This window comes from Solibacillus sp. FSL W8-0474, from assembly GCF_038004065.1.
Classification (GTDB): Bacteria; Bacillota; Bacilli; order Bacillales_A; family Planococcaceae; genus Solibacillus; species Solibacillus faecavium.
Window position 1 is genome coordinate 426,776 of the sequence record NZ_JBBOQJ010000001.1, and the last position, 24,058, is coordinate 450,833.

General features: G+C 37.1%; 25 protein-coding genes. 21 read left to right on the top strand and 4 right to left on the bottom strand.

Annotated elements, in window-relative coordinates; genetic code table 11:
• Positions 1-53 precede the first annotated feature (53 nt).
• The 10 genes from NYE67_RS02155 (at position 54) to NYE67_RS02200 (ending at position 10,629) form a co-directional block, all read left to right on the top strand.
• Positions 54-860: an NAD(P)H-binding protein gene (locus NYE67_RS02155; protein WP_340729004.1), complete on the top strand. Its 807-nt coding sequence runs from the start codon at positions 54-56 to the stop codon at positions 858-860.
• Positions 861-987: 127 nt separating this feature from the next.
• On the top strand, positions 988-1,542 hold the full coding sequence (locus NYE67_RS02160) for an NADPH-dependent FMN reductase (RefSeq protein ID WP_191700706.1): 555 nt from the start codon (positions 988-990) through the stop codon (positions 1,540-1,542).
• Between the two features lie 214 nt (positions 1,543-1,756).
• Complete coding sequence (helD, locus tag NYE67_RS02165) at positions 1,757-3,955, top strand: RNA polymerase recycling motor HelD (RefSeq protein ID WP_340729005.1); 2,199 nt, start codon at positions 1,757-1,759, stop codon at positions 3,953-3,955.
• Positions 3,956-4,004: 49 nt separating this feature from the next.
• Positions 4,005-4,820, top strand: a complete 816-nt coding sequence (locus NYE67_RS02170) for an undecaprenyl-diphosphate phosphatase (protein ID WP_340726840.1) — start codon at positions 4,005-4,007, stop codon at positions 4,818-4,820.
• Between the two features lie 143 nt (positions 4,821-4,963).
• Positions 4,964-5,380, top strand: a complete 417-nt coding sequence (locus NYE67_RS02175) for a MarR family winged helix-turn-helix transcriptional regulator (RefSeq protein ID WP_340726841.1) — start codon at positions 4,964-4,966, stop codon at positions 5,378-5,380.
• Complete coding sequence (locus NYE67_RS02180; protein WP_340726842.1) at positions 5,377-6,564, top strand: MFS transporter; 1,188 nt, start codon at positions 5,377-5,379, stop codon at positions 6,562-6,564. Before NYE67_RS02175 ends, NYE67_RS02180 begins: the two co-directional genes overlap by 4 nt.
• A gap of 95 nt (positions 6,565-6,659) precedes the next feature.
• Complete coding sequence (locus NYE67_RS02185) at positions 6,660-7,859, top strand: aminotransferase-like domain-containing protein (RefSeq protein WP_340726843.1); 1,200 nt, start codon at positions 6,660-6,662, stop codon at positions 7,857-7,859.
• A gap of 129 nt (positions 7,860-7,988) precedes the next feature.
• Complete coding sequence (locus NYE67_RS02190) at positions 7,989-8,927, top strand: LytTR family transcriptional regulator DNA-binding domain-containing protein (RefSeq protein WP_340726844.1); 939 nt, start codon at positions 7,989-7,991, stop codon at positions 8,925-8,927.
• A gap of 146 nt (positions 8,928-9,073) precedes the next feature.
• Positions 9,074-9,919, top strand: coding sequence for an ABC transporter ATP-binding protein (locus NYE67_RS02195; RefSeq protein ID WP_340726845.1), 846 nt, complete (start codon positions 9,074-9,076; stop codon positions 9,917-9,919).
• A complete protein-coding gene (locus NYE67_RS02200; protein ID WP_191700714.1) occupies positions 9,919-10,629 on the top strand; it encodes an ABC transporter permease in 711 nt (236 codons plus the stop codon). The genes NYE67_RS02195 and NYE67_RS02200 overlap by 1 nt, the downstream gene beginning before the upstream one ends.
• A 183-nt stretch (positions 10,630-10,812) precedes the next feature.
• On the opposite strand, the gene NYE67_RS02205 is transcribed toward NYE67_RS02200, so the two are convergent.
• Complete coding sequence (locus tag NYE67_RS02205) at positions 10,813-11,013, bottom strand: cold-shock protein (RefSeq protein ID WP_008404655.1); 201 nt, start codon at positions 11,011-11,013, stop codon at positions 10,813-10,815.
• A 496-nt stretch (positions 11,014-11,509) separates the two neighbouring features.
• Here NYE67_RS02205 and NYE67_RS02210 point away from each other — a divergent pair, with 496 nt between their 5' ends.
• Positions 11,510-13,699 carry a DNA topoisomerase III gene (locus tag NYE67_RS02210; protein ID WP_340729006.1) on the top strand — a complete coding sequence of 730 codons (2,190 nt, stop codon included), beginning with the start codon at positions 11,510-11,512 and terminating at the stop codon, positions 13,697-13,699.
• 73 nt (positions 13,700-13,772) lie between these two features.
• On the opposite strand, the gene NYE67_RS02215 is transcribed toward NYE67_RS02210, so the two are convergent.
• On the bottom strand, positions 13,773-14,915 hold the full coding sequence (locus NYE67_RS02215) for a YhgE/Pip domain-containing protein (RefSeq protein WP_340729007.1): 1,143 nt from the start codon (positions 14,913-14,915) through the stop codon (positions 13,773-13,775).
• Between the two features lie 130 nt (positions 14,916-15,045).
• Between NYE67_RS02215 and NYE67_RS02220 the strand changes: the two genes are divergently transcribed.
• Both NYE67_RS02220 and NYE67_RS02225 read left to right on the top strand, forming a co-directional pair.
• Positions 15,046-15,645 (top strand): TetR/AcrR family transcriptional regulator, encoded by a 600-nt coding sequence (locus NYE67_RS02220; protein ID WP_340729008.1) that lies wholly within the window; start codon positions 15,046-15,048, stop codon positions 15,643-15,645.
• A 127-nt stretch (positions 15,646-15,772) separates the two neighbouring features.
• On the top strand, positions 15,773-16,123 hold the full coding sequence (locus NYE67_RS02225) for a YciI family protein (protein ID WP_340729009.1): 351 nt from the start codon (positions 15,773-15,775) through the stop codon (positions 16,121-16,123).
• A 41-nt stretch (positions 16,124-16,164) separates the two neighbouring features.
• Here the strand turns inward: NYE67_RS02225 and NYE67_RS02230 are convergent, their stop codons facing one another.
• Positions 16,165-16,620 (bottom strand): staygreen family protein, encoded by a 456-nt coding sequence (locus tag NYE67_RS02230; protein ID WP_340726849.1) that lies wholly within the window; start codon positions 16,618-16,620, stop codon positions 16,165-16,167.
• Between the two features lie 244 nt (positions 16,621-16,864).
• Between NYE67_RS02230 and NYE67_RS02235 the strand changes: the two genes are divergently transcribed.
• A complete protein-coding gene (locus NYE67_RS02235; RefSeq protein ID WP_340729010.1) occupies positions 16,865-17,161 on the top strand; it encodes a hypothetical protein in 297 nt (98 codons plus the stop codon).
• A 107-nt stretch (positions 17,162-17,268) separates the two neighbouring features.
• Here NYE67_RS02235 and NYE67_RS02240 read toward each other — a convergent pair whose 3' ends face one another.
• Positions 17,269-18,039 (bottom strand): SDR family NAD(P)-dependent oxidoreductase, encoded by a 771-nt coding sequence (locus NYE67_RS02240; protein ID WP_340729011.1) that lies wholly within the window; start codon positions 18,037-18,039, stop codon positions 17,269-17,271.
• A 195-nt stretch (positions 18,040-18,234) separates the two neighbouring features.
• Here NYE67_RS02240 and NYE67_RS02245 point away from each other — a divergent pair, with 195 nt between their 5' ends.
• The 7 genes from NYE67_RS02245 to NYE67_RS02275 all read left to right on the top strand — a co-directional run bounded on the left by NYE67_RS02245 (position 18,235) and on the right by NYE67_RS02275 (position 24,029).
• Positions 18,235-18,867: a nitroreductase family protein gene (locus tag NYE67_RS02245; RefSeq protein ID WP_340729012.1), complete on the top strand. Its 633-nt coding sequence runs from the start codon at positions 18,235-18,237 to the stop codon at positions 18,865-18,867.
• Between the two features lie 263 nt (positions 18,868-19,130).
• A complete protein-coding gene (locus tag NYE67_RS02250; RefSeq protein WP_340729013.1) occupies positions 19,131-19,607 on the top strand; it encodes a hypothetical protein in 477 nt (158 codons plus the stop codon).
• Between the two features lie 255 nt (positions 19,608-19,862).
• Positions 19,863-20,351 (top strand): Cys-tRNA(Pro) deacylase, encoded by a 489-nt coding sequence (gene ybaK, locus NYE67_RS02255; protein WP_340729014.1) that lies wholly within the window; start codon positions 19,863-19,865, stop codon positions 20,349-20,351.
• A 14-nt stretch (positions 20,352-20,365) separates the two neighbouring features.
• The gene (locus NYE67_RS02260) at positions 20,366-20,983 is read left to right on the top strand and encodes a YczE/YyaS/YitT family protein (protein WP_340729015.1); all 618 of its coding nucleotides are present in this window, start codon (positions 20,366-20,368) and stop codon (positions 20,981-20,983) included.
• Between the two features lie 58 nt (positions 20,984-21,041).
• Positions 21,042-22,232: a glycine C-acetyltransferase gene (locus NYE67_RS02265; protein ID WP_191700727.1), complete on the top strand. Its 1,191-nt coding sequence runs from the start codon at positions 21,042-21,044 to the stop codon at positions 22,230-22,232.
• 347 nt (positions 22,233-22,579) lie between these two features.
• Complete coding sequence (locus NYE67_RS02270; RefSeq protein ID WP_340726855.1) at positions 22,580-22,861, top strand: UxaA family hydrolase; 282 nt, start codon at positions 22,580-22,582, stop codon at positions 22,859-22,861.
• The gene (locus NYE67_RS02275) at positions 22,854-24,029 is read left to right on the top strand and encodes a UxaA family hydrolase (protein ID WP_445683364.1); all 1,176 of its coding nucleotides are present in this window, start codon (positions 22,854-22,856) and stop codon (positions 24,027-24,029) included. The genes NYE67_RS02270 and NYE67_RS02275 overlap by 8 nt, the downstream gene beginning before the upstream one ends.
• Positions 24,030-24,058: the final 29 nt, after the last annotated feature.

Genomic DNA, 24,058 nt, shown 5'->3' on the forward strand with positions numbered 1-24,058 from the left:
CGAAATTATGAATGAGAGAGTACATACATTAAATCGTAGAAAAGAGGAAAGATATGAAAGTAATGCGTTCAGCTTTAGTCGTAGGTGCAACAGGATTAGTTGGGACGGAACTCGTTAAGCTGCTGTGTGAAAGTGAAGAATACGCGGCAGTAAATGTCCTTTCGAGAAGACCGCTTGATTTTTCCCATCCGAAATTGGATGTAAGACTTTGTGAATTTGATCAGATTGCTGAGTGTGATTTTGAGTTTGCGCATGAAGTGTTTTGCTGCTTAGGAACAACGATGAAAAAAGCAGGGTCAAAAGAACAATTTGAAAAGGTTGATTTTGAGTTTCCATTGTCAGTTGCCGCACTTGCTAAAAATAAGGGTGTCGGTCATTTTATCGTTATTTCGGCAATGGGTGCAAATGAAAAAGCGTTCGCATATTATAGTCGGGTAAAAGGGAATTTAGAGAGGGAATTGATTAATATGGATTTCCCGAAACTATCTATTGTCCGCCCCTCATTAATAACCGGGAATCGTCCGGAGTTTCGGTTAGGTGAGACGGTGGGGGGAAAGGTATTAAAAGTGCTCAATCCTTTACTGGTGGGTCCGATGAAAAAGGTACGTTCAATCCCTGCAAAGCAAATTGCTAAAGCTATGAAAGTCATCGCGCTGCATGGTAAAAAGGAAAAAATAGCAATTTATTTATCAGATGAGCTTTTGGAATTGGAAATGCCGATAAATGTAGAAAAAGACTCATTTATAGACGAGGAGGTAACCTTCAATTGGAAGAAATTCTACGAAGAAGAGTTACCACATGCAGATAAAGATACTGAAATCGATCACAGTAAATTAAAGGAAGCCGACAAAGAAAAATAGCATTTTTATTCCGACATAACAATGTCAGACAAAAGACTGAAATTGATCTTTCCTAAGCAACTACCTATTATCAAAATAAGTTATTCTGATACAATATGAGTACAACGAGTTACATGGAGGAACAATTATGAAAATATTACTTGTCGACGGCACCATATTTGGCCGTAAAACCGGCGTTCTTTTGGAGCAAGTTCAACAATATATCGAAGCTTTTAACCCTTCACTGGAGCTGGAGATATTATATTTCTCAAAATTAAAGCATCAAATTTTAGATGGCAGTCCGCTTAACGACGATATGAAAATGATGATTCAAAAATTTGAAGAAGCTGATGCTTATATTTTTGCTTCACCGATCTTTCAGGCATCTATTCCTGGTGTATTGAAAAATGCGTTTGATATGATTCCACCAAAAGCAATGCGCTACAAGCCGGCAGCGATTATCGGCAATGGCGGTACGTATCAGCACCATTTAGTATTAGAAAACCAATTACGTCCGATTTTGGACTATTTCCGATGCCTAGTTACACCAAACTATGTATATACGCATGCTGATCATTTTGATAAGGATAATAAAATTATCGATGAAGATGTACACAACCGTCTTCGTGAATTGGCACGAGTATTCGTTCAATATTGTGAAATGACGAAAACATTGTCAAAGCAGCCAGTAGATATTCAGTAAAATAAAGTGAAGTGTCCCGAAAATGGATGCTTCACTTTTTTTGTTTAGCTTGTCATCTGCCGTAGGGGTATATCATCTTTAGTTGGATTCTAAATAATGGAAATTAATACATTCTTCAGATTGAATCTCATGTGATTTTGTTGTAGCATGAATATTCATCTGGAAATAAGTAAGTAAAATTTTTACTTTTGGAGCATTTGGAGGCGAACAGAAGATGGAACAAACGATTTGGCAAAAGGAAGAGGCGCATTTAAAGCAAATTAGTGCGCTGTTAAAACAACAAATCGAAGTGCAGACAAACCATTTAAAAAAGCAAAAAGGCGACATTGTCGAGGAACGTACACAAGCGTCTTCGGAGTTTAATGATATTTCAGGGGAAAGTGCCATCCAGTTTTCACAAATGCTACAGACGATGCAATTACGTGAACGAGAATATGTACAGCAAAGTGAACAACTTGCCAAGATGCAAATTTTATATAAAAGTCCATATTTCGGACGCATATCACTCGAAAATGAACAAGGTGAGCGCGAGCATTTATATATTGGCCTATCGACTTTTAGGGAGCCAGTAACGGATGATGTTCTAATTTATGATTGGCGTGCACCGATTTCGAGTCTTTTTTATGAAAACAAAGTTGGACAGGCACGCTATCAAATTCCGGACGGCGAATATATTTCTGTAACGATTCAAGGACGCCGCCAATACAAAGTGAAGTATGATGAGTTGTTGCAGGTATTGGATGCGGATATTTATGTAGGAGATGAAGTACTACAAAGCCTTTTATCCGATACCGCAAAGGAAAAGATGAAGTCGATCGTTGCTACAATCCAAAGTGACCAAAATATCGTCATTCGTTCTTCAAATAAAGACAACCTCATTGTACTAGGACCACCCGGTAGTGGGAAAACGTCAGTAGCGATGCAGCGAATTGCCTTTTTGCTCTATGAATACCGTCAGACAATGAATGCGCGTAGCATTTTACTCATTTCACCATCGGATTTGTTTAATGACTATATTTCAAATGTTTTGCCGGAGCTCGGTGAGGAAAATGTACAGCATACAACTTATTATCGTTTATTGCGCGATTTAAAATTAACACATTACAAAGCGGAAACAAGCTACGAAAACATTGAGCGGCTGCAACTTGCGACCGATGAAGGGCGTGAATATTATGCATTTAAGGGGTCGCATAATTATGTAAAACAACTGCTCAATTATATTGCGAGCATAAAAAAGGCGGGCATGCCATTTTACAACTTAAAGGTAGAAGGGAAACTATTCGTTTCTGCAAAAAAGCTAACCGAATTGTTTTATGAGAAATATGGTGCACTGGACATTGATTTTCGCCTGAAAAAAATCCGTAATGTTCTATTGGAAAAAGTGGGGCAGCAAAAATCGAAGGACCGTAAAGTATTGATGAAAGAACTAAAGGCTGTAAATGCTTACATCGGAACGGATAAGGAAATTGAACAGCAAGTAAATGAAAAGCTGCAAAAAAGATATGGAAAGCTAGAAAGTACAATTCAGCAACTCGGTTTCGTTAACATCAATAAAATGTATATTAATTCACTCGGATTCGAAAAAGATGATTTATTTATGCAGGCGATTCAAGAGGCAACTACTGAAACATTAAAAAATCGCATATTGTATTATGAAGATTTAGCGCCAATTATGTACTTGCAGGCAATTGTCAAAGGCTTGTATGCCAATAATACAATCAAACATATCGTTATTGATGAAATTCAGGATTATTCTTATTTACAGCTCTTAACAATTAAAGCGATGCATCCGAAAGCCCATTACACATTGCTGGGCGACAAAAATCAACTCGTGCATCCACAAATGAAGGATTCACTGGCTGGTCCATTGGCAAAGCATTTCAAAGTAGTCGAGCTGAATAAATCCTATCGCTCAACAAATGAGATTACCGATTTTATGAGTGCCATATTGAACAATACGACGACACAATCGCTCGGTGTATCAGGTGAGAAGCCGCAAGTTATTGAGACTGCGACTGTAACTGTAACTGATACGATTGCCCAACTCGTAAAAGTACAATTTAAAGAGCAGGACAGCTTTGTCATATTATGCAAAAATAAGTTAGCCTGTGAGCAGTTATATCATGAATTAAAGCCACTCGTACCACAATTGCAGCTCGTAACGGAGGAGCAAAAGGTATATATGAAGGGCATTTTAATTATGCCGGGCTATATGGCGAAGGGATTTGAATTTACGACAGTGGTTGTAGCGGATGCGAATGCTGGGGTCTATACCGAAAAGATGGATGCTTATTTACTTTATACAATGGCTTCTCGTGCCACACGCCAATTATTTTTTGTGACAGGTGGAACTTTACCAAAAGCTCTTGCACACATTGGCGAACAGTATTATCGTAAAGAGGAGAACATTTAGGCGTACTTTGTCGTCTAACAGAAGATAACAACTTTTTTAGGAGATACAAATGGAAAATTTTGATTTAATTTTAGTTTTAAAGCACTTTATTATCGGATTGGTGCAAGGTTTAACAGAGCCAATTCCAGTTTCGTCCAGTGGTCACGTAATGATTGCAAGTGAAATTTTAGGGTTGGGTGAGCAAGGATTTATGTTCGCCATTTTAACGAATACAGCATCATTAATCGCCATTATGTTCATTTTTCGTGAAGATATTATTCGATTGCTTACGGGATTTTTACTGTTTATTAAAACACGTGATGCTAGGTACCGTGCAGACTTTAACTTTGCGATATACGTTATAATCGGCTCTATTCCAGCTGGTGTCTTAGGTGTATTGCTTAGTGATGTAATTGCAGATAATGTTAGCATGACGATCATTGCTATCATGTTATTTGTTACAGGGATTGCCTTATGGCTAATTCGTAATTTGCGAGGAACAAAGCGTGACGGTGATCTAACAACTAAAGATGCATTTCTAGTTGGTTTAGGGCAAGCGGTTGCATTAACACCGGGTATTAGCCGATCAGGTGCGACAATTATATCTGCCATTGCAGTTGGCATGAACCAAGAGACGGCTTTACGATTCTCATTCATGCTGTATATTCCGGTAAGTTTAGGCGGAGTAGTATTAGGTTACACAGATTTCTTAGCGGAGCCAAATAAAATGGACTTAGCCATTCCCTACACAGTAACGTTCCTTGCAACGTTATTTATGACATACTTTGCTATGCGTTGGTTTATGGGAATCATGAAAAATGGTAAGTTGCATTATTTCGCATATTACTGTTTCTTGGTTGGTACTTTATTGTTAATTTTCTATTAGTTAAGCCAGGCACGTTTCGGAGGAGGATTTCGAAACGTGCTTTTCTTTTTAGGGACTTTAACATATTGTATCTTGACAAAGTATACAAACTTCTATTTAATTAGTTAGTCTAACTAACTAATTTTTGGAGGAGAAGAAGTGACATGACATTCTTTTTACAAATACATCGTTTTCATAAACGTTATACGGCACAGTTAGCTACTATTTTGGCTCCGCATGAATTATCGAATGCCAACTGGTCGCTTTTACATTATTTAATGGAACATGGTTTAACGACAACAAGTCAAATAGCAAAATACTGGGATGTGGAAAAACCAACTGTATCAGCAAATGTCAAAACATTAACCCAGCATGGACTAATTCAAATAAAATACGGGGAAGACAAACGTGAAAAATATTTGAGTTTGACAGAAAGCGGAGAAGATTTATATGGAATCATTTTTCCGGAAATTAAATTACTGCAACAGCGGTTATTAAGTACATTAACGAAAGAACAACAAAAAAAATTTCAACAAGCCTTAAATGAAATGGAACAATTATTGAAAGAAGGATTAATATGAATGAAGTAAAAGAACCTATTTGGACAAAGGATTTTATTGTTGTATCAATCATTAATTTTATGTCTATTTTAATATTCTTTCTGTTAATGGTAACAATCTCTAGCTATGCAGTCGAAACGTATCATGTCTCAACAAGTATTGCAGGTCTTGTATCGAGTATCTTCATTATAGGAACATTAATGGGTCGATTAGGAGCCGGGCGATTGATTGGAAATAGCGGTCCGCAAAAAGTACTGTTGACTGGTTTAATTGTATTTTTTATTGCGACAACTCTTTATTTATTTGAGTGGGGGGTTACGTATTTATTGGTAATCCGTTTATTACAAGGGGTCGCAGTCGGTACAATTGGTACAGCAACAGGGACAATTGTTGCCACGATTTTACCTGCAACGCGTAAGGGAGAGGGAATTGGCTACTTTAGCTTAAGTGCTGTTTTGGCAACAGCAATAGGGCCCTTTGTAGGGATGTTTATGATGAGACTTGAAAATGGCTTTGATGTAATTTTCTATACAAATACAGTATTATCATTACTTTTATTAATTGCCTCATTATTTGTTAAAGTGTCAATAAATCAAAAGAATACTAATTCAGAGCATCAATCAAAAAAATTATCACTACTTGAAAAATTTATCGAACCGAAAGCATTGCCGATTTCATTTGTTGCGTTACTAATCGGTTTTGCCTATTCAGGTGTTATGTCATTTTTAACGTTTTATGCAAGGGAAATCAATTTAGTAGAAGCTTCAAGCTACTTCTTTTTAGCATATGCCTTTATCATTATATTTTCACGCCCTTACACAGGGAAATTAATGGATTTACGTGGACCAAATATTATTGTGTACCCATGTCTCGTTATTTTTGCAGTCGGTATGCTGCTATTTAGTCAAGCTTCAGCAAGCTGGATGTTACTTGTTGCTGCTGCCTTGATCGGACTTGGTTATGGGAACTTTAATTCAATTGCCCAAACAATTGCTGTTAAAGTGACTGAACCACATCGTTTTGGTTTAGCTACATCGACTTACTTTATTTTGTATGATTTAGGTTTAGGTATTGGACCGTTTATTCTAGGGATGGTAGAGCCGCATACAACTTACCGTATGATATTTGCATCCATGATTCCACTTATTTTAATCTGTATTCCACTTTATTATTTTTTAGTAGGAAGAAAAACGAAAACGGTGTAATTGACACATCTATGTCATAAATAAACTAGCAATAGGTAGGCATTTTCTTAATTGATACTTACCTATTGTATATTGATTAGAAAAGTGCTAAAATTTTGAAAATTCCAAGTGAAAGAAGAGAAACATCAATGCAGTATTCTGATAGTATTTTAAACACACCATCATCATTTATCCGTAATATTTTAAAAGTAACGGACTCAGCGGATGTCATTTCATTTGCCGGGGGATTGCCAAATCCGATTTCTTTTCCAATCGGGCAGTTGAAAGAATCTGTTAATCATGCGATTGATGAAAGTGGTGCGAAGGTTTTCCAATATTCCACGACTCAAGGGTATTTACCACTACGTCAGTATATTGCAGAAAAACATAACAAAAAGCAGCCCGGTCTGGATTATACAGCTGATGATGTACTGATCACAACTGGATCACAGCAGGCATTGGAGCTTATTTCGAAAGTACTTTTAAATAAAGGCGATGGCGTTATTATAGAAGAGCCGGGATACTTAGGGGCAATTCAGGCATTTACACTTCGTGAACCGACTTTCCACGGTGTCACTTTGGAAACGGAAGGTATAAATGTAGCGGAATTGAAAGAGGCACTGAAAAAGCCAAATGTCAAAATGGTTTATACAGTACCCAATTTTCAAAATCCAACCGGTTTAACTTATACACAGGAGCGCCGGGAAGAAGTTTATGAAGCGGTGAAAAATGAAGATATCATTTTCATTGAGGACGATCCATATGGCGAGCTGCGTTTTACAGGAGAGCATTTACCCTATATTGCAGCAGGTAAGATGGAAAATAGCGTCCTATTAGGTTCTTTTTCAAAAACAGTTGCACCAGGTATGCGCTTAGGTTATATGCTTACGAAAAATCATGAATTTTTAAGTCATGTTGAAACGGCAAAGCAAGCATCGGACTTGCATACGAATATTTTTGCGCAGTACACGTTGCATCATTATTTAACGAATAATGCCTATGAGAAGCATGTTGAAAAAATAATTGCTCTCTATAAGGAGCAATCAAATGCGATGTTGACCGCAATAGAAAAATATTTCCCGCCATACGTTTCCTATACAAAACCTGAAGGCGGCATGTTTATTTGGGTAACGTTGCCAGAAGGGGTAAATGCCCTTGAAAAATTCCATGAAGCAATGGATCAAAAAGTGGCCTTTGTACCGGGCAATCCATTTTACACATCGAAAAAGGAAGTAAACACGATGCGCCTTAACTATACAAACGCTACCCCAGAAATTATTGAAGAAGGCATTAAACGATTAGGGCAAATTTTATAAATTCATACTTCGAAGCTATTGTGTTGATTCATTCAAGCAATAGCTTTTTTATATAAACCATTTATAGGAAATTTGTGAAATAGTAGTATAATATTTTATAAAATACCCATTTGAACGAGGTGTACGATATTGAAATTAACTATTGAAGTAATTGAAGAGTTTGGGGAGGTACTTTTACCTGCGGTAGAACTATTTGCAGAAAAACCTTTAGTCAATATTTATACAGACGTAACAAAAATGAATCTTTTAAAGCTGCAACTATTGAAAATGCCTAAAGTATACGTCCATGCACATGAAGAAGGGCATTACGAGCGATTAACTGTAGAGGAAACATTTCAGTTTTATTTAAAATTACATAATATGAACGATTCTGTTGAGACCCTTATGAAGGCATTTGGCTTAGAACAATTAAAAAAAGTCCGTGTAAATGAATTAACCTCTGGTGAGCGCCAATTACTTAATTTTTTAAAGGCTTATGTACAGCGGAAGGAAGCAATTGTTTTAATTGAACCCTTTCAAAATTTACAGCAAGTTGAACGCAAAGTTCTTATGCATTTAATTATACAACTTCAGCTTGCAGGCAAAAAAATAGTATTACTATCGAATAATTTAGAGCACTTAATTAATTCGGAAGGAGAAATATTAAGGCTGGATGAAGAAGGCTTACATAAAATGGATGTTAAAGAAGAGCAACAGGAACAAGGACAAGGACCAATTGAAACGATTCAGTTGAAAATCGAAAAGATTCCAACGAAAAAAAATGAAAAGATTATTCTATTTAATCCACCTGAAATTGACTATATTGAAAGTGTCGAAGGGGAAGTGTTTGTTTATGTAGCGGGAGAAGCATATCCATGTACATTAACATTGAGTGAGCTGGAAAAACGACTGCATCATTTCGGCTTTTTCCGCTGTCACCGCTCATATATCGTCAATTTGCAAAAAGTAAGGGAAATAATCTCATGGACACGTAATAGCTATAGTCTATCACTGCAAGGTACAGGAAAATTAGAGGTGCCCCTTTCAAGAACAAAGCTTTCGGAGCTAAAAGAAATTGTCGGAATATAAAAGATTTCCTGGGAAATAGTTTGCGCCACTCATCGATTTATAACACCAAACAACCCCATAAAGCGACAATTCACCGATATTATAATGCAGTGAATGCGCACTTCCTTTAAATTAATGGTATCAACGATTTCAAGGGAGGAAATAAAATGACAGCAATTATTGAGGTGCAAAATTTACAAATGAAGTACGGAAAAGAAGAGGCATTAAAAAATGTTTCCTTTTCCATTCGTAAAGGAGAAATTTTCGGCTTTCTTGGTCCAAGCGGCTCAGGGAAAACGACAACAATTAAAATACTGACTGCACAGTTAACACATACAGGTGGTCAAGTATCCGTTTTTGGACAGCCAGCAAGTGAAATGAATAAAGGCCACAATAAATCGAAGTTTGGCATTTTGTCAGACAATAGTGGGCTATACCAACGTCTCTCCATTGAAGAAAATTTATTATTGTACAGTCAGTTATACAACTTGCCTAAAACTACAATAGAAGAAGCATTGGCATTCGTGAATTTACAGAAGGATCGTAAAAAGAAAGTTAATCAGCTTTCCAAAGGGATGATGCAGCGTGTTGTTCTAGCCCGGACAATTATGCATAAACCGCCATTGCTGTTTTTGGATGAACCTACATCTGCGCTCGATCCAGTAAATGCCCAGCATATTTATAACGGGCTTCGTAAATTAAATGAGTTAGGTACAACGATCTTTTTAACAACACACAATATGGAAGAAGCAGAGTTGCTATGTAATCGTGTTGCCTTCTTACATAAAGGCGAAATTCGAGAAATTGATACACCACTTGCTCTAAAGAAAAAATATAGCGACCACTCATTTACAGTAGAACTGGAAAATGGAGAAAATCATGTTGTCTATAATGGCGAACAGGGTGCGGTGCAATTAATGGAGTGGATGAAGGCAAAGCGTGTGTCACGTATGTATTCCAATGAACCAACATTAGGCGATATTTTCGTACAAATAACAGGGAGTGATTTATAATGAACATTTCAGTAAAACGTATTCAAGCCATTTTCATGAAGGACTATAAAGAATTTTCCCGGAATTATGTAATATCTTCCGTTGTACTTATGCCACTAGTTTTAGCGCTTTTTTATGGACGAATGGGCTCTAACTCCATTGATATGTACTTTTTGCCTCTGAATGTAACACTTTCAATGGTAACTACGTATGTTCAGGCATGTCTGATTGCTGAAGAGAAAGAAAGGAATACGCTGCGTGGTTTAATGATGTCGCCGGCTTCAACATTTGATATATTATTTGGCAAAAGCTTACTAGTATTTTTAATGACAGCCATCATTTTAGCCGTATCTTGCTATTTAGTAGGGTTTGCACCGGAGCAGATTATAGTAATTGCACTTGCTTTAGCGCTTTCGACAGCTTTCTACTTGGCGTTAGGAACGATTTGCGGTTTATTTACAAAGTCCATTATGGAAGCTTCTTTAGCTGTTCTACCAGTAATGATTATTTTTACATTCGGTCCATTGGCACTAGCTTTAGGAGAAGATCATCTATTATACAAAATTGTCGAAGTTTTACCGAGTACACAATTGATACGATTGGCAGAGCTGTCACAGGCAAATGCAGCATTCACTGAATTAATAGGTGCATTTAGCATAATCACTGCATGGACAGCAGGTGCAATCGCAATATCGGTAGTACTGTTTAATAAACGTACAAAAGACTTATAGTATACGGGGCTTTCTGAATTTACTTCGGGAAGCCTTTTTTGATGTAGAAATGTTAAAGCAGAAGGAAAGTGGCATGTTTAAAGGACAAACTTCTTTATTCGTTCATTATGAAACTATAAAAAAAGAAGCATACTCAATGTGAGTATGCTTCTTGCAACTAACTATATACTTAAATCGTTAAAATTAAAGTTTAGTTACGTTAGTAGCTTGTGGGCCACGGTTGCCTTCTTCAACGTCGAATTCAACTTTTTGACCTTCGTCTAAAGTTTTGAAACCTTCGCCTTGGATAGCTGAGAAGTGTACGAATACATCGTTACCGCCTTCAACTTCGATGAAACCGAAACCTTTTTCTGAGTTAAACCATTTTACTGTACCTTGTTGCATGAGAGAAAACCTCCAAAAAAATTAATTATTGAATTGCTAAATGTATAAAAAAATTCACACATTAAAAAAGGGAGCGTACACGTTCACTTTTTTAATATGTGAATTAATCGTAAACAGCTTAAGCAATTTAATTAACCTTATTGTATAACAAGATTATCCAACTGTCTACTAATTTTTCTCGTAAAGAGGTGAAATTTTTGATTTTTCATACAAATGAAGGGAAAGAACGATTAAATTATATCGGAAATAATCTTATTTTACCACTTAAATTTTGATGAAATGAATAAAATTTTGCGTATTTATTAAAAATATAGGTTGTTTTTACAAATAATTAAATTATAAGGAAATTAATTGAAGTATTATATTCATTAATTTTACATAATTTAAAGATTTGAAGGGCTAAACATGTATCCCACAAACGTTAGACACAATTACGCCAAGGCTTAATTAATGTATGGTATAGTTGGGTTAAAGAGGTATGAAAGGATTGTGTACGATGGCTAAAAGTTTAGTATTGGCAGAGAAACCTTCAGTAGCACGAGATATTGCAAATGTGCTGAAGTGTCATAAAAAAGGAAATGGCTTTTTGGAAGGGGATAAATACATTGTAACTTGGGCTCTAGGCCATTTAGTGACACTGGCAGATCCCGAAAGCTATGATGAAAAATATAAGCAATGGAAGCTGGAAGATTTACCGATGCTTCCGGAACGTTTGAAACTAACGACTATTAAACAGACGAGCAAGCAATATAATGCAGTGAAATCACAGCTGACACGTAGTGATGTCAATGAAATCATTATCGCAACAGATGCGGGACGTGAAGGAGAGCTTGTAGCACGTTGGATTATAGACCGTGCAAAAGTGAATAAGCCGATTAAACGTCTTTGGATTTCTTCTGTTACTGATAAAGCGATTAAAGAAGGCTTTGCGAATTTAAAGCCAGGCAAAGCGTATGAAAACCTATATCATGCAGCAGTTGCCCGAAGCGAGGCCGACTGGTATATCGGGCTGAATGCGAGTCGTGCATTATCGACGAAATTTAATGCACAGCTAAACACTGGGCGCGTGCAAACTCCAGTTGTCGCAATGGTAGCAGTACGTGAGGATGAAATAAAGCACTTTAAAGCTCAAACATACTACGGTATCGAGGCACAAACGAAGGAATTAAAATTAACGTGGCAAGATGCTACTGGAAATTCACGCAGCTTTAATAAGGAAAAGATTGATTCGATAGTTAATGAACTGGACAAGCAGGATGCAAAAGTAATCGATGTGGAACGAAAGCCGAAAAAAACATTTTCTCCCGGGCTTTATGATTTAACAGAATTACAGCGTGATGCGAATAAACTATTTGGCTATTCCGCAAAAGAAACGCTAAATATTATGCAAAAGTTGTATGAATCACATAAAGTGCTAACATATCCACGTACAGATTCTCGCTATCTATCTTCTGATATTGTAGGTACTTTATCAGAGCGTCTAAAAGCATGTAGCGTAGGTGAATATCGTACATTGGCAAATAAAGTATTAACGAAACCAATTAAAGCAAATAAATCTTTTGTAGATGACAGCAAAGTTTCAGATCATCACGCCATCATTCCAACTGAAGAATACGTTAATTTTGCGAATTTTACGGATAAAGAGCGTAAAATTTATGATTTAGTCGTTAAGCGTTTTCTGGCTGTTCTTTTCCCGGCACTTGAATATGAGCAATTGACAGTGCAGGCCCTTGTCGGTAAGGAGAAGTTTATTGCGCGCGGTAAAACGGTGCTATCTGCTGGATGGAAAGAAGTTTACTCAAATCGATTTGACGATGAAGATTCAAATGAAGACGTGAAGGAGCAATTGTTACCACGTCTCGAAAAAGGACAAGTACTGCAGGTTAATTTACTAGCTCAAACTTCCGGGCAAACGAAACCACCAGCCCGTTTCACAGAGGCTACAATACTAACAGCAATGGAAAATCCTTCGAAATATATGAATACGCAAAATAAAAAGCTTGCTGATACATTAAAATCAACGGGTGGATTAGGTACAGTTGCAACCCGTGCCGATATTATCGATAAACTATTTAATTCCTTCCTTATTGAAAAGCGTGGGAAAGATATTCACATTACGTCAAAAGGCCGCCAGTTATTGGACTTAGTGCCAAACGAGTTGAAATCTCCTGAAACGACAGCTGAGTGGGAGCAAAAGCTTGAACAAATTGCTAACGGTAAGTTGAAAAAAGATATATTCATTAATGAAATGAAACAACATACAAAAGCGATCGTTTCGGACATAAAAAAGAGCGACAAAAAATTCAAGCACGATAATATTTCAACAAAATCCTGTCCGGACTGCGGAAAACCGATGCTAGAAGTGAACGGGAAGAAAGGCAAAATGCTCGTATGCCAGGACCGTGAATGCGGTCACCGTAAAAATGTCTCCCGCGTAACGAATGCCCGTTGTCCTCAATGTAAGAAAAAGCTTGAATTGCATGGACAAGGCGATGGCCAAATTTTCGTATGTAAATGCGGATATCGTGAAAAATTGTCTGCCTTTGAAGCGCGCCGAAAAAAAGAAGGCGGCGGCAAAGTGGACAAACGCAGTGTCCAAAAGTATTTAAAAGCGCAAGAAAAAGAAGCAGAGCCGATTAATAATGCATTTGCGGATTTATTAAAAGGTATGAAATTTGATGATTAATCAACAGGTCCAAAAATAATAAAACGCAGGACATTGAGTGAAAGTATCAATGTTCCTGCGTTTTTATGTTGGATTAGTTTTTCTGTGCTTTTACCGGTTTGAAAATAGATAGAATGAAAATAACCAAACCTGTAATCCCAATTCCTAAAATAGTATTGAAGGAAGCACCTGTGTAAAAGCCGCTGCCGAAGTAGAAGATTTCGCGCAATCCTTCAGAAGCAAAGCGAATCGGTACCCAAGGGCGAATGAAGTTTACAAAGAAGCTTGGAAGCATTTCCTGTGGTGTCATTAGTACACCCATACCTAGAAGCATGACTACCATGAATAATGTAATAGCAGGTTTTCCGATCCATGCAGTAATTGCAGATACTAATAAGAAGAAACAGAATGCTGCAAATGATACAAAGAAAGCAACTAGGAAGTAGCCAGGCATATTAATACCAGCGATGTAAGCCAATGTGGCTACAGTAAACCCTGAGAAGAGGGCAATAATAACACCGAATAATACTTGTTCACCCATTAAACGTACTACTTGTTTACGAGTTAAATTATCTCTTTTTAATATGATGGATGTGGATAAAAATAATACGAAACCACCAATTAGCGCCCCTACCCAAGCAGGTACTGCCAATAAAGTTGGTGCACTGCCATTAGCTGTAGCTGAAGTAATTGGGTTAAATATCTGTTCATTCGCTACAATCGGATGCACTAGCACAGCAGCTTTTTCAGCATCAATTGGCTGGTCACCCATTTGTGCTATAAAGTTTGCTGAGTATTGATTGCTTAACTGTGTAATTAAACCATTTAATGCTGTTTTAGCGACGTTGGCACCTGTCATGTTAAAGCCTTGGTTAAGATAAATTTCCAATGTCGCTGCACTATTATTAGCCAGTGCATTTTGCACGTCATCGTTATAGCCTTCAGGAATAACTAGTGCTGCATAATATTCCTTTTCATCAAATAATGCTTCAATATCCTCCAGGTTTTCATCTGTAAAAGCAAGCATTGGCTCTGCGCCATCAACACCTTGACTCATTTGTGCTACAGCGACTTTCACAGACTCTACATGTTCACCCTCATCATTTACAATCAGTGCAACCGGCAGATTTTTTACTTGTGGATCTCCTTGTGCGAATAAGTTTACCGAAAATAGAGCAATTATTAATATAACGGCAATGGGAGCGGCCCATGCTAATTTTTCTTTAAATAATTTCAATGGAAATCATCTTCCTTTCTCAATTTTGAACATGTTGTTTAGTGGTACCTGTTTATTTTATAATCGAGAAAAGTGCAAAGCAATCAACAAAATGAACAGATTGTTCAATTTTGTATGGAGGGGTGTTTTTTTGAGTATCTACAAAGAAAAAAATCGAAAAACAAAAGAGCTTATTCAAACGTCATTTATAAAAATTTTGGAGAGTAAAACTTTTGAATCTATTACCGTAGGCGATATTGCAAAACAAGCACAAATTAATCGCGGAACATTTTATTTACACTTTATAGATAAATTTGATTTATTGGATCAAATAGAACAGCAGTTATTTGCGGATCTAGGTAATCATATTGATGAATTGCAATCGAACTATTCATCTACACATACGTTTGAAAAAGAGCAGGAGCAATTAGCGGCTACTTTATTCAGTGCTATTAAAATACAATCCCCTTTACTTAAAATTTTTCTAAGTGATCATGGTAGAGCGGGTTTTCACCTTCGATTCAGGGAGGCATTTTCAGAAAAGGTACGTATCAATTTAGAGAAAAACGAAAGTTTCAAAGCTACGTTAGAGGTACCAATGGAATATTTTTTATCGTTTATCACATCTGCCTTTTTAGGATTAATCGAACAATGGGTTCAAAATGATTTGGACAAAACACCTCAAGAAATGACGACAATATATATTAATATTATTTCCTTTATTCAAAAGACAAATACTAAAAAATTGTGATATTGACTTAAAAACAATCTTATTTACTCAGGTTAAGAATTCTAAATCAAATACACTCATTTTAAGTATAAAATTAGATTTTATTTTGTTATAATTTTACAAATAAAAGAGTAAGGGGTGGAATTTTATGCTATTTATGTTAATTGTAAAAGCTTCAACCAATTCGGAAAAAGGGAATCTTCCGAGCTCAGAGCTTATGGAAGCGATGGACAAGTACAACGAGGTATTAGTGCAGGCAGGTGTAAGAGTAATGGCGAAGGGACTTCATCCGAGTTCAAATGGTCTCCGTATTTCATTTCCCGTTCCGGGGGAAAAGCCGGTAGTTACGGAAGGTCCTTTTACTGAAACGAATGAACTGGTTGCTGGGTTTATATTGATTGAGGTGAAGTCGAAGGAAGAAGCGATCGAGTGGGCAATGCGGATGCCCGACCCGCAAGGACATGGAGAAGGGCAGATTGAATTGCGTCAAGTATTTTAGGAGAAAGGGGGAAGTTTTGGTTTCAAGGTATAACCAAATATTTAGCTTGAAAAATTACTAAAAGTTCCCCAATACTCCTGTTTATATAGCAGTGGATAAGAGGATATAAAGTTTACCATTATTACTGCATAATCCAATACTGGGTACATGCCGAATAAAAATCGGTCTCCATAACGGATGGCTGTCAATGCAAGCGGTAGTTCTCGCCTGAAAATACCATTTCGGCGTATTGCTGCTTCTATATCATGCTCTTTTTGATCTATATAAATATATACATTGTAGATTAGGGAATTACCATTCAGTACCCACTGTCCTAATACTTCATCTCTCAACTCCGTATTAACTTTGTCCCAGGCAAATTGTGTCCCAATGGTCAAAAATAATTCTCCCGTAAAATCAGAGTGCGTTAATGTGTGATGCCTTGGAATAATTGGCTCTTGAGCTGTTACACCATTTCTATATTCAACAGTAAGCCTTTCAGAGTCAAATTTACCCATGTCACTACTCCCATCATCTTTTTTTATCAATATGCGACCTAATTGTTTATGGTGACGAAGCACTGCACTTTAAGTAAGAGGGGATAACAAAAGCACTGATCTAATAATAATTCGCTCGAGATTCGTTATTGTAAAAAAATAAAGTATTAATGTCTATGTTACAAAAAATCACGAACATATATTAGATTAGAGTCGTAATAGTAGGGAGGTGAATAATGTGGTATTTTTTAGACAGGACCCTAGGATGGGATATCCACCACCAGCTGGCCAACAATTCGGCCCTCCTCAAATGGGTAGACAACGGATGGGTTTCTCTGGACCAAATGAATTTTCAAGACCTAGAGATTCCTTTTACTCACCGTATCCAAATGATCCAAGGCAAGGCCAACAGCAATTTAATCCTAACTCCCAGGCACCTGGCTCACGGCTTGGAGGGCTAACAGATAATTTAAATACAATGATGGGTCACGTTGGAACCATTACAAATGGAGTAAATACGATGAGGCAGGTTGGTGCAATGCTTAACCTCTTCAGATTTTAAATAAATCCAATTTAGCATATCAATAGATCCTTATTGATACGCTTTTTTTAATATGTAAAAAACCCAAAAGATAAGCTCTTCTGAGTTTTAGTTTCCTTTAGTTAAAGTTAAACATTGTATAAAGCACCGTCTATTGTAATTGAAGAAGAACTTACATAAGAAGCCTCATCGGAAAGCAAAAAGACAATGACATTTGCTACCTCTTCTGGCTCACCATAGCGCTTCATCGGTACGGCATCATTGTATGCGGCTTGAGCGGCCTCCGCTGCACCTGGTGCAACATTTGCTTCGATTTTACGCATCATTTGTGTATTAATGACACCCGGATTTACTGTATTTACACGAACGTTGAATGCCGCTGCTTCTAAAGCCGCCACTTTATTAAGCCCCATTACTGCATGTTTAGAGGAATTGTATAGTGCCATACTTGGGGAGCCGATTAAGCCTGCTACAGATGATGTATTTACAATAGACCCATAATTTTGGCCTTTCATTACTGGCAATACATATTTTAAACCGAAAAGAACACCCTTTACATTAATGCCATAAACGAAATCAAACTCTTTTTCAGTAATGTCCTCAAGAGGCTTTGCTGGACCCTCTACACCTGCATTATTTACAAAACCATCGATGCGTCCAAACTTCGAAATGGTTTGGTCCACATAGTTCTTCACATGGTCCTCTTTGGATACATCCGCTTTTACGATTAAGCTGTTATCTTCAGTAAGAGAAAGCTCTGTTTGAACTGCTTTGATTGCATCTTCGTTTAAATCAACTAACACAACCTTTGCCTGCAGCCCAATTAATTTTCTTACAACCTCTTTCCCAATACCGCCTGCTGCCCCTGTTACGATCACTACTTTATTGTCCAAATTCATTTTCCCATCTCCTTATCTTGAAGTAAAAATAGCCTGCCAAATATTTTAACCGCTTTTACAAAATGTAGACCTTGTAATTTTAGGTGCAATTTATAAATGTAATTATTGACAGTTAAATTCAAAGTGTGGTAAATTTATCTCGAAATAAAGATGTTTTAATTAGAGATAAAAATTTCACGGGAAGAGGTAAACAATATGAGCTTTGAAGAATTAGTAAAATCCCGCCACTCCGCAATGAATTTTCTTGAAAACGAACTGATGACTGAAGAAGACTTTAGAAAACTATTTGAACTTACCAAAACAGCACCGAGCGCGTATAATTTACAATTTACAAATTACTTAGTCATTACGGATAAGGAGAAGAAAGAGAAGGTTAGGGAGCTAAGCTACAACCAATATAAAATTCATACAGCAAGCGGCGTTGTCATTGTTATGGGCAATAAAAACAGTATTGAAAGACCGGATGTTGAGAAAATTTATGGTCCATTAAAAATGCTAAAAATGATGGATGAAGTGGACTATGAAACAACAATTAATACCATCAAAAACTATAGTGATGGTTTAAAGGAGAAACAAGGTGCACTGGATTTGGAACTGGCATTAAATGCGGGTCTGCACGCAATGTTATTTATGCTAAGCGCAAAACATTATGGCTTTGATACATGCCCAATGCATGTCCATAATGTGGATGAATTAAGGAAAGTATTTAATATTCCAAATCATTTGGAGCCAATCATGATGATTACGATTGGAAAAAGTGTAGAAAAAGTACGTGCCCGCGGATATCGTAAACCTGTTGGAGAATTTGTGAATTTCAACGGTTACTAAATAAGAATGTGTTAAAAGCCAAATTGACTTTTAGCACATTCTTATTTTATTAAAGAGGATAGGAAAAATGCTTGAAAATGTTTTTTACTCTAGGTATTGGGTACTTTTATATAAATATCAACTTATAGGCAAATGGAAGAGGTAGGATTTAGTAGGAAAGTTCTGAATGTGAATATTGTGTGAATATTCTCTATTTATTTCTTTGCTATATTGGTATATTTAAATAAATTTTATTCGGGAATCTACAAGAGAGGTGAAAACAGATGAAAATTTCTAGCATTGTCCAAGGATCCAACCTTGTATTAGAAGATAGAAAACGAACAATGCAGCGCAAAGAGGCAAGTGAAATTTATAAGAAGCATGCAAAATATACAGATACAAGTAAAAATCCACTGCTTGAAGCACTTGAACATTTACTTTCTGGTAAAACGGAAAAAGAATTGCACGACACGGATGCAGCATCCCGTAAAAGTTCGCAACTATCAGTAGGGGAAAGCAAAAATCAACCTAAGGAATTCGCTCCTTTGGAGAATGAAGATTTATCTTTTTCTATGCCAGAAAAATTTCAAAAAGATTTTGCACGTAATCCAGACGAGCAATCCTTAATTGACCTGGATTTTGAAAAGCTGTTATTTCAGCGTTCATTCAATACCGCTACACAAAAGTATATTTCTCATATTGCGATGGTAAACAACGGTTATCGTTCAATAGATGAACCGGTTTTCTCCCAAATTGCATAACAACAAGCTCTCTTTAGTGGAACAACTAGAGGGGGTTTTTATTTTTAATAATTTGTGAAGGCCCCTTAGTAATGCATTCAATGATATACTATTTTCAAAGTTGGCTTCTTTTTTCTGGTGTTCAAACGCTCTCATAAAAAGAAGTTAAGGCGCCTAAAACTAAATAACTGCTGACTGGGCAGCATCCAGCGAGTTTGAAGCTGAAATCCAGACGCAATTATGCCGAGATGTATAAGGTAAAAAGGAGTGTTTTCGTTGGCGAAGAAACAGGCCAAAACAAATGCAATTCGTTTAATTGAGCAGCAAAAAATTGCACACGAGATTTTTGAATACACGACAGAAAATGGGGGAGCGGTTGATGGTATCACTGTGGCTAGTAAAATTGGTCAGCCTGTGGAAATGGTATATAAAACATTAATTGCCACTGCCGGTAAGGGGAAATACTTCGTTTTCGTCATCCCAGTCGACGCAGAACTCGATTTAAAAGCAGCTGCAAAAGTTATAGGGGAAAAGAAAGTGGAAATGATTCCAGTGAAAGAGTTGCTTGGCTTAACAGGGTATGTGCGCGGAGGCTGTTCGCCAATTGGCATGAAAAAGCCGTTTCCAACATTTATCGACCAAGCCGCTGCAGCACTTGATTATATCATTGTAAGTGCAGGTAAAATAGGGATGCAAATTAAGTTTGCACCGACAGACTTAGTAAAGGCAACAAACGGTCATTATGCAGTGATTGCCGTGAAATAGAAAGAAGGATTGTTGTGTCGAAGAAATTTAAATGGCAATGGGGAAGTTTTTTTATAGGGCAAATTATTATGGCTCTGGGTATTACGTTGACGATTAAAGGTAATGTGATCGGGACAGGTCCATGGGATGTTTTTCATATAGGCATGTATAAGCAGGTTGGACTAACAATTGGTTCGTGGTCTATTTTGACAGGGCTTTTTATTATTATCGCGACATCTCTTTATTTAAAGCGGATTCCGAAGCGGGCGACAATTTTAAATATGCTGTTGATTGGTTCGTTTATTGATTTTTTCAACTGGCTATTACCTGTGGCAAATATATTTTTGTTTGAGCTCGCCTATTTTACGGCAGGATTTTTTGTCATGAGTATTGGTTGCGCACTTTATATTGCACCAAATTTAGGCGAAGGGCCACGTGATACGATTATGATGATTATTGCGAGTAAAGGCTATTCTGTCAAAACAGGACGTATGGTTATGGAAGTATTTGCAACAAGTGCAGGCTGGTTACTTGGTGGACCTGTTGGTGTAGGGACGGTTATTTTAGCACTCGGCACCGGCTATGTCATTCAGCCATCGCTCTTTTTCTTTAGAAGAAAGCTTGAGGAAATAATAGGAGAGCCACTTACATAAAAAATTTTCCCTATATGCTAAAATAAAGTGGAGATAGAAATCGAAAGGATGAACGCGCATGTCAAACGTATTAAATACCTTTTTAGATGAAAATTTACTGGCATTACAAGCACAAGGTTTATACAATGAAATCGATCCAGTAGAAGGTGCAAACGGCCCGATTATTCAGGTAGCGGGGAAACAGTTGATTAACTTATCATCAAACAACTATTTAGGCTTGGCAACAAATGATGAGCTGAAGAAGATTGCACAAGACACAATTGCTACATACGGTGTCGGCGCTGGTGCAGTTCGTACAATTAACGGTACACTTGATCTACATGTAAAGCTTGAAGAAACATTAGCGAAATTTAAAGGTACAGAAGCAGCGATTAGCTATCAATCAGGCTTCAATTGTAATATGGCGGCAATTTCCGCTGTAATGGATAAAAATGATGCGATTTTATCGGATGCATTAAATCATGCTTCGATAATCGATGGCTGCCGTTTATCAAAAGCGAAAATTATTCCGTTTGCCCATGCAGATATGGATGATTTACGCGCAAAGGCAAAAGATGCAAAGGAATCTGGTCTGTACAATAAAGTAATGGTCATTACAGATGGTGTATTCTCGATGGATGGCGATATTGCAAAGCTTCCTGAAATCGTTGAAATCGCAAAAGAGTTTGACCTAATTACGTATGTAGATGATGCACACGGTTCAGGCGTTACAGGCAAAGGTGCAGGAACAGTGAAGCATTTCGGTCTGCAAAACGAAATCGACTTCCAAATCGGTACATTATCAAAGGCAATTGGTGTTGTTGGCGGTTATGTGGCAGGGAAGAAGAATTTAATCGACTGGCTAAAAGTTCGCTCTCGTCCATTTTTATTCTCGACAGCATTACCACCAGGGGATGTTGCGGCAATTACACGCGCAGTGGAGATGATTATGGAATCAACAGAGCTGCATGACAAGCTTTGGGAAAACGGTCAGTATTTAAAAGACGGCTTAGCGAAACTAGGCTTTAATATTGGAGAATCCGAAACACCGATTACACCATGTATTATTGGTGAAGAAAAGCTGACGCAGCAGTTTTCAAAGCGTTTGCTTGAGGAAGGTGTTTACGCAAAAGCAATCGTGTTCCCAACAGTTCAAAAAGGAACAGGTCGTGTACGCAATATGCCAACAGCAGCACATACGAAAGAAATGCTGGATGAAGCATTGGCAATTTATGAAAAGGTTGGCCGTGAGCTAGAAGTGATTAAATAGAGAAGAAATACGGAGATAAATTTAAATAATCTGTATAGTAAACCTTTAAAGTTAGAAGAAAAATCTAATTTTAAAGGTTTTTTGTCGTTAAAAATTTTTAATATATTAGAAATAATTAATTTCTCATTTATATTTTATTTTAATTTGGTAAAAACGCGTGTCTTACATAAAAAAAGTGGATAGTAACTTTTTTTGGTAAATAAGAAGAACTTTCCTGATATAATTTAAATCTTCTAAATATATTAAATATATTAATTATTTCGAAAGTTTTTATTGACGAATGGTGCTATAAACAATATATTCTGTTTAATGATAAAAAATTGTTGAAAGAGTGGTGTTTTTCTGTTTTGAAATATATTGTTCTATCTGAAAGGGATAATGTTGCAACAGCATTAGAGAATATTCCTATTGATACAGAGGTTCAAATTCCAACGAAAAATAACCTGATTAAGTTAAAGCAAGAAATTCAATTTGGTCATAAATTTGCTCTGGAAGATATTTTGAAAGGGGACCGTATTATTAAATACGGAGAAACAATCGGGGTGGCGACTTGCAATATTTTAAAAGGTTTTCACGTCCATGTGCATAACCTTGAGGGTACGAGAGGAAGGGGCGATAAAGTTGATTGATTTACAAGGGAAGAAGTTTTGGGGATATCGTAGACCGGATGGTAGGGTTGGTATAAGAAATCATGTGTTGATTTTACCGACAATTACTTGTGCCACAAAGGTAGCGAACCAAATAACAGAGCTGGTTCAAGGGACTGTTTCTTTTGTGCATCAGCATGGTTGTGCACAAGTAGGTGTTGATTATGATCAAACATTTCGTACATATGTAGGGATGGGTTGCAATCCTAATGTCTATGCAGTGATTGTTGTCGGTCTCGGTTGTGAAACACATCAGGCTCGAAGTGTTTATAAGGAAATAGAAAAAACCGGGAAGCCCGTAAAGTTAGTTTCTATACAGGATCATGGCGGTACATTGGATGCAATTGCAGAGGGAGCAAAACATGCAGTTCAATTTGTGCAAGAGGCCTCTATGCTGCAGAGGGAGTTATGTGATTTTAGTGAATTAACTATAGGAACTGAATGTGGCGGTTCTGATGCTTGTTCCGGACTCTCTGCAAACCCGGCAGTCGGGTATGTAAGTGATGAAATTGTAAAAATGGAAGGAACGGTTATTTTAGCCGAAACTACAGAGTTAATCGGCGCAGAACACCTATTGGCAAATCGCGCAAAAAATAGTCATATAGCCAAAAGGGTTTATGAAGTAATAGATCAAATGGAAGCGCGTTCAGTATTGATGGGTGTAGATATTCGTTCAGGGAACCCAAGTCCAGGGAATGTAAAAGGCGGATTAAGCTCATTGGAAGAAAAATCTCTTGGTGCAGCAAATAAGGCAGGGACTAGCACACTTAATGAAATAATCGAATACGCTGAAACACCTTCAGAAAAAGGTTTAGTATGGATGGATACACCAGGTCATGATATTGAGCAATTGACGGGAATGGTTGCCGGAGGTGCACAGTTAGTATTATTTACGACAGGGCGAGGTACGCCGACAGGTTCACCTATTGCACCAGTAATTAAAATTACCACTAACTCTCCTATTTTCGAAAAGATGAAAGAAAATATGGATGTTAATGCAGGGACGGTTATCGAAGGGACGGAAACAATAGAAGAAGTGGGTGAAAGACTTCTTACCGAAATAGCAGCGGTAAGTTCAGGTAAGCTAACAAAAGCTGAAATTTTAGGGCAACATGATTTTGGTATTTGGAGAATTGGCCCTACTTTTTAAAGTAAAACGAAAACGGCGTTTCACAATAT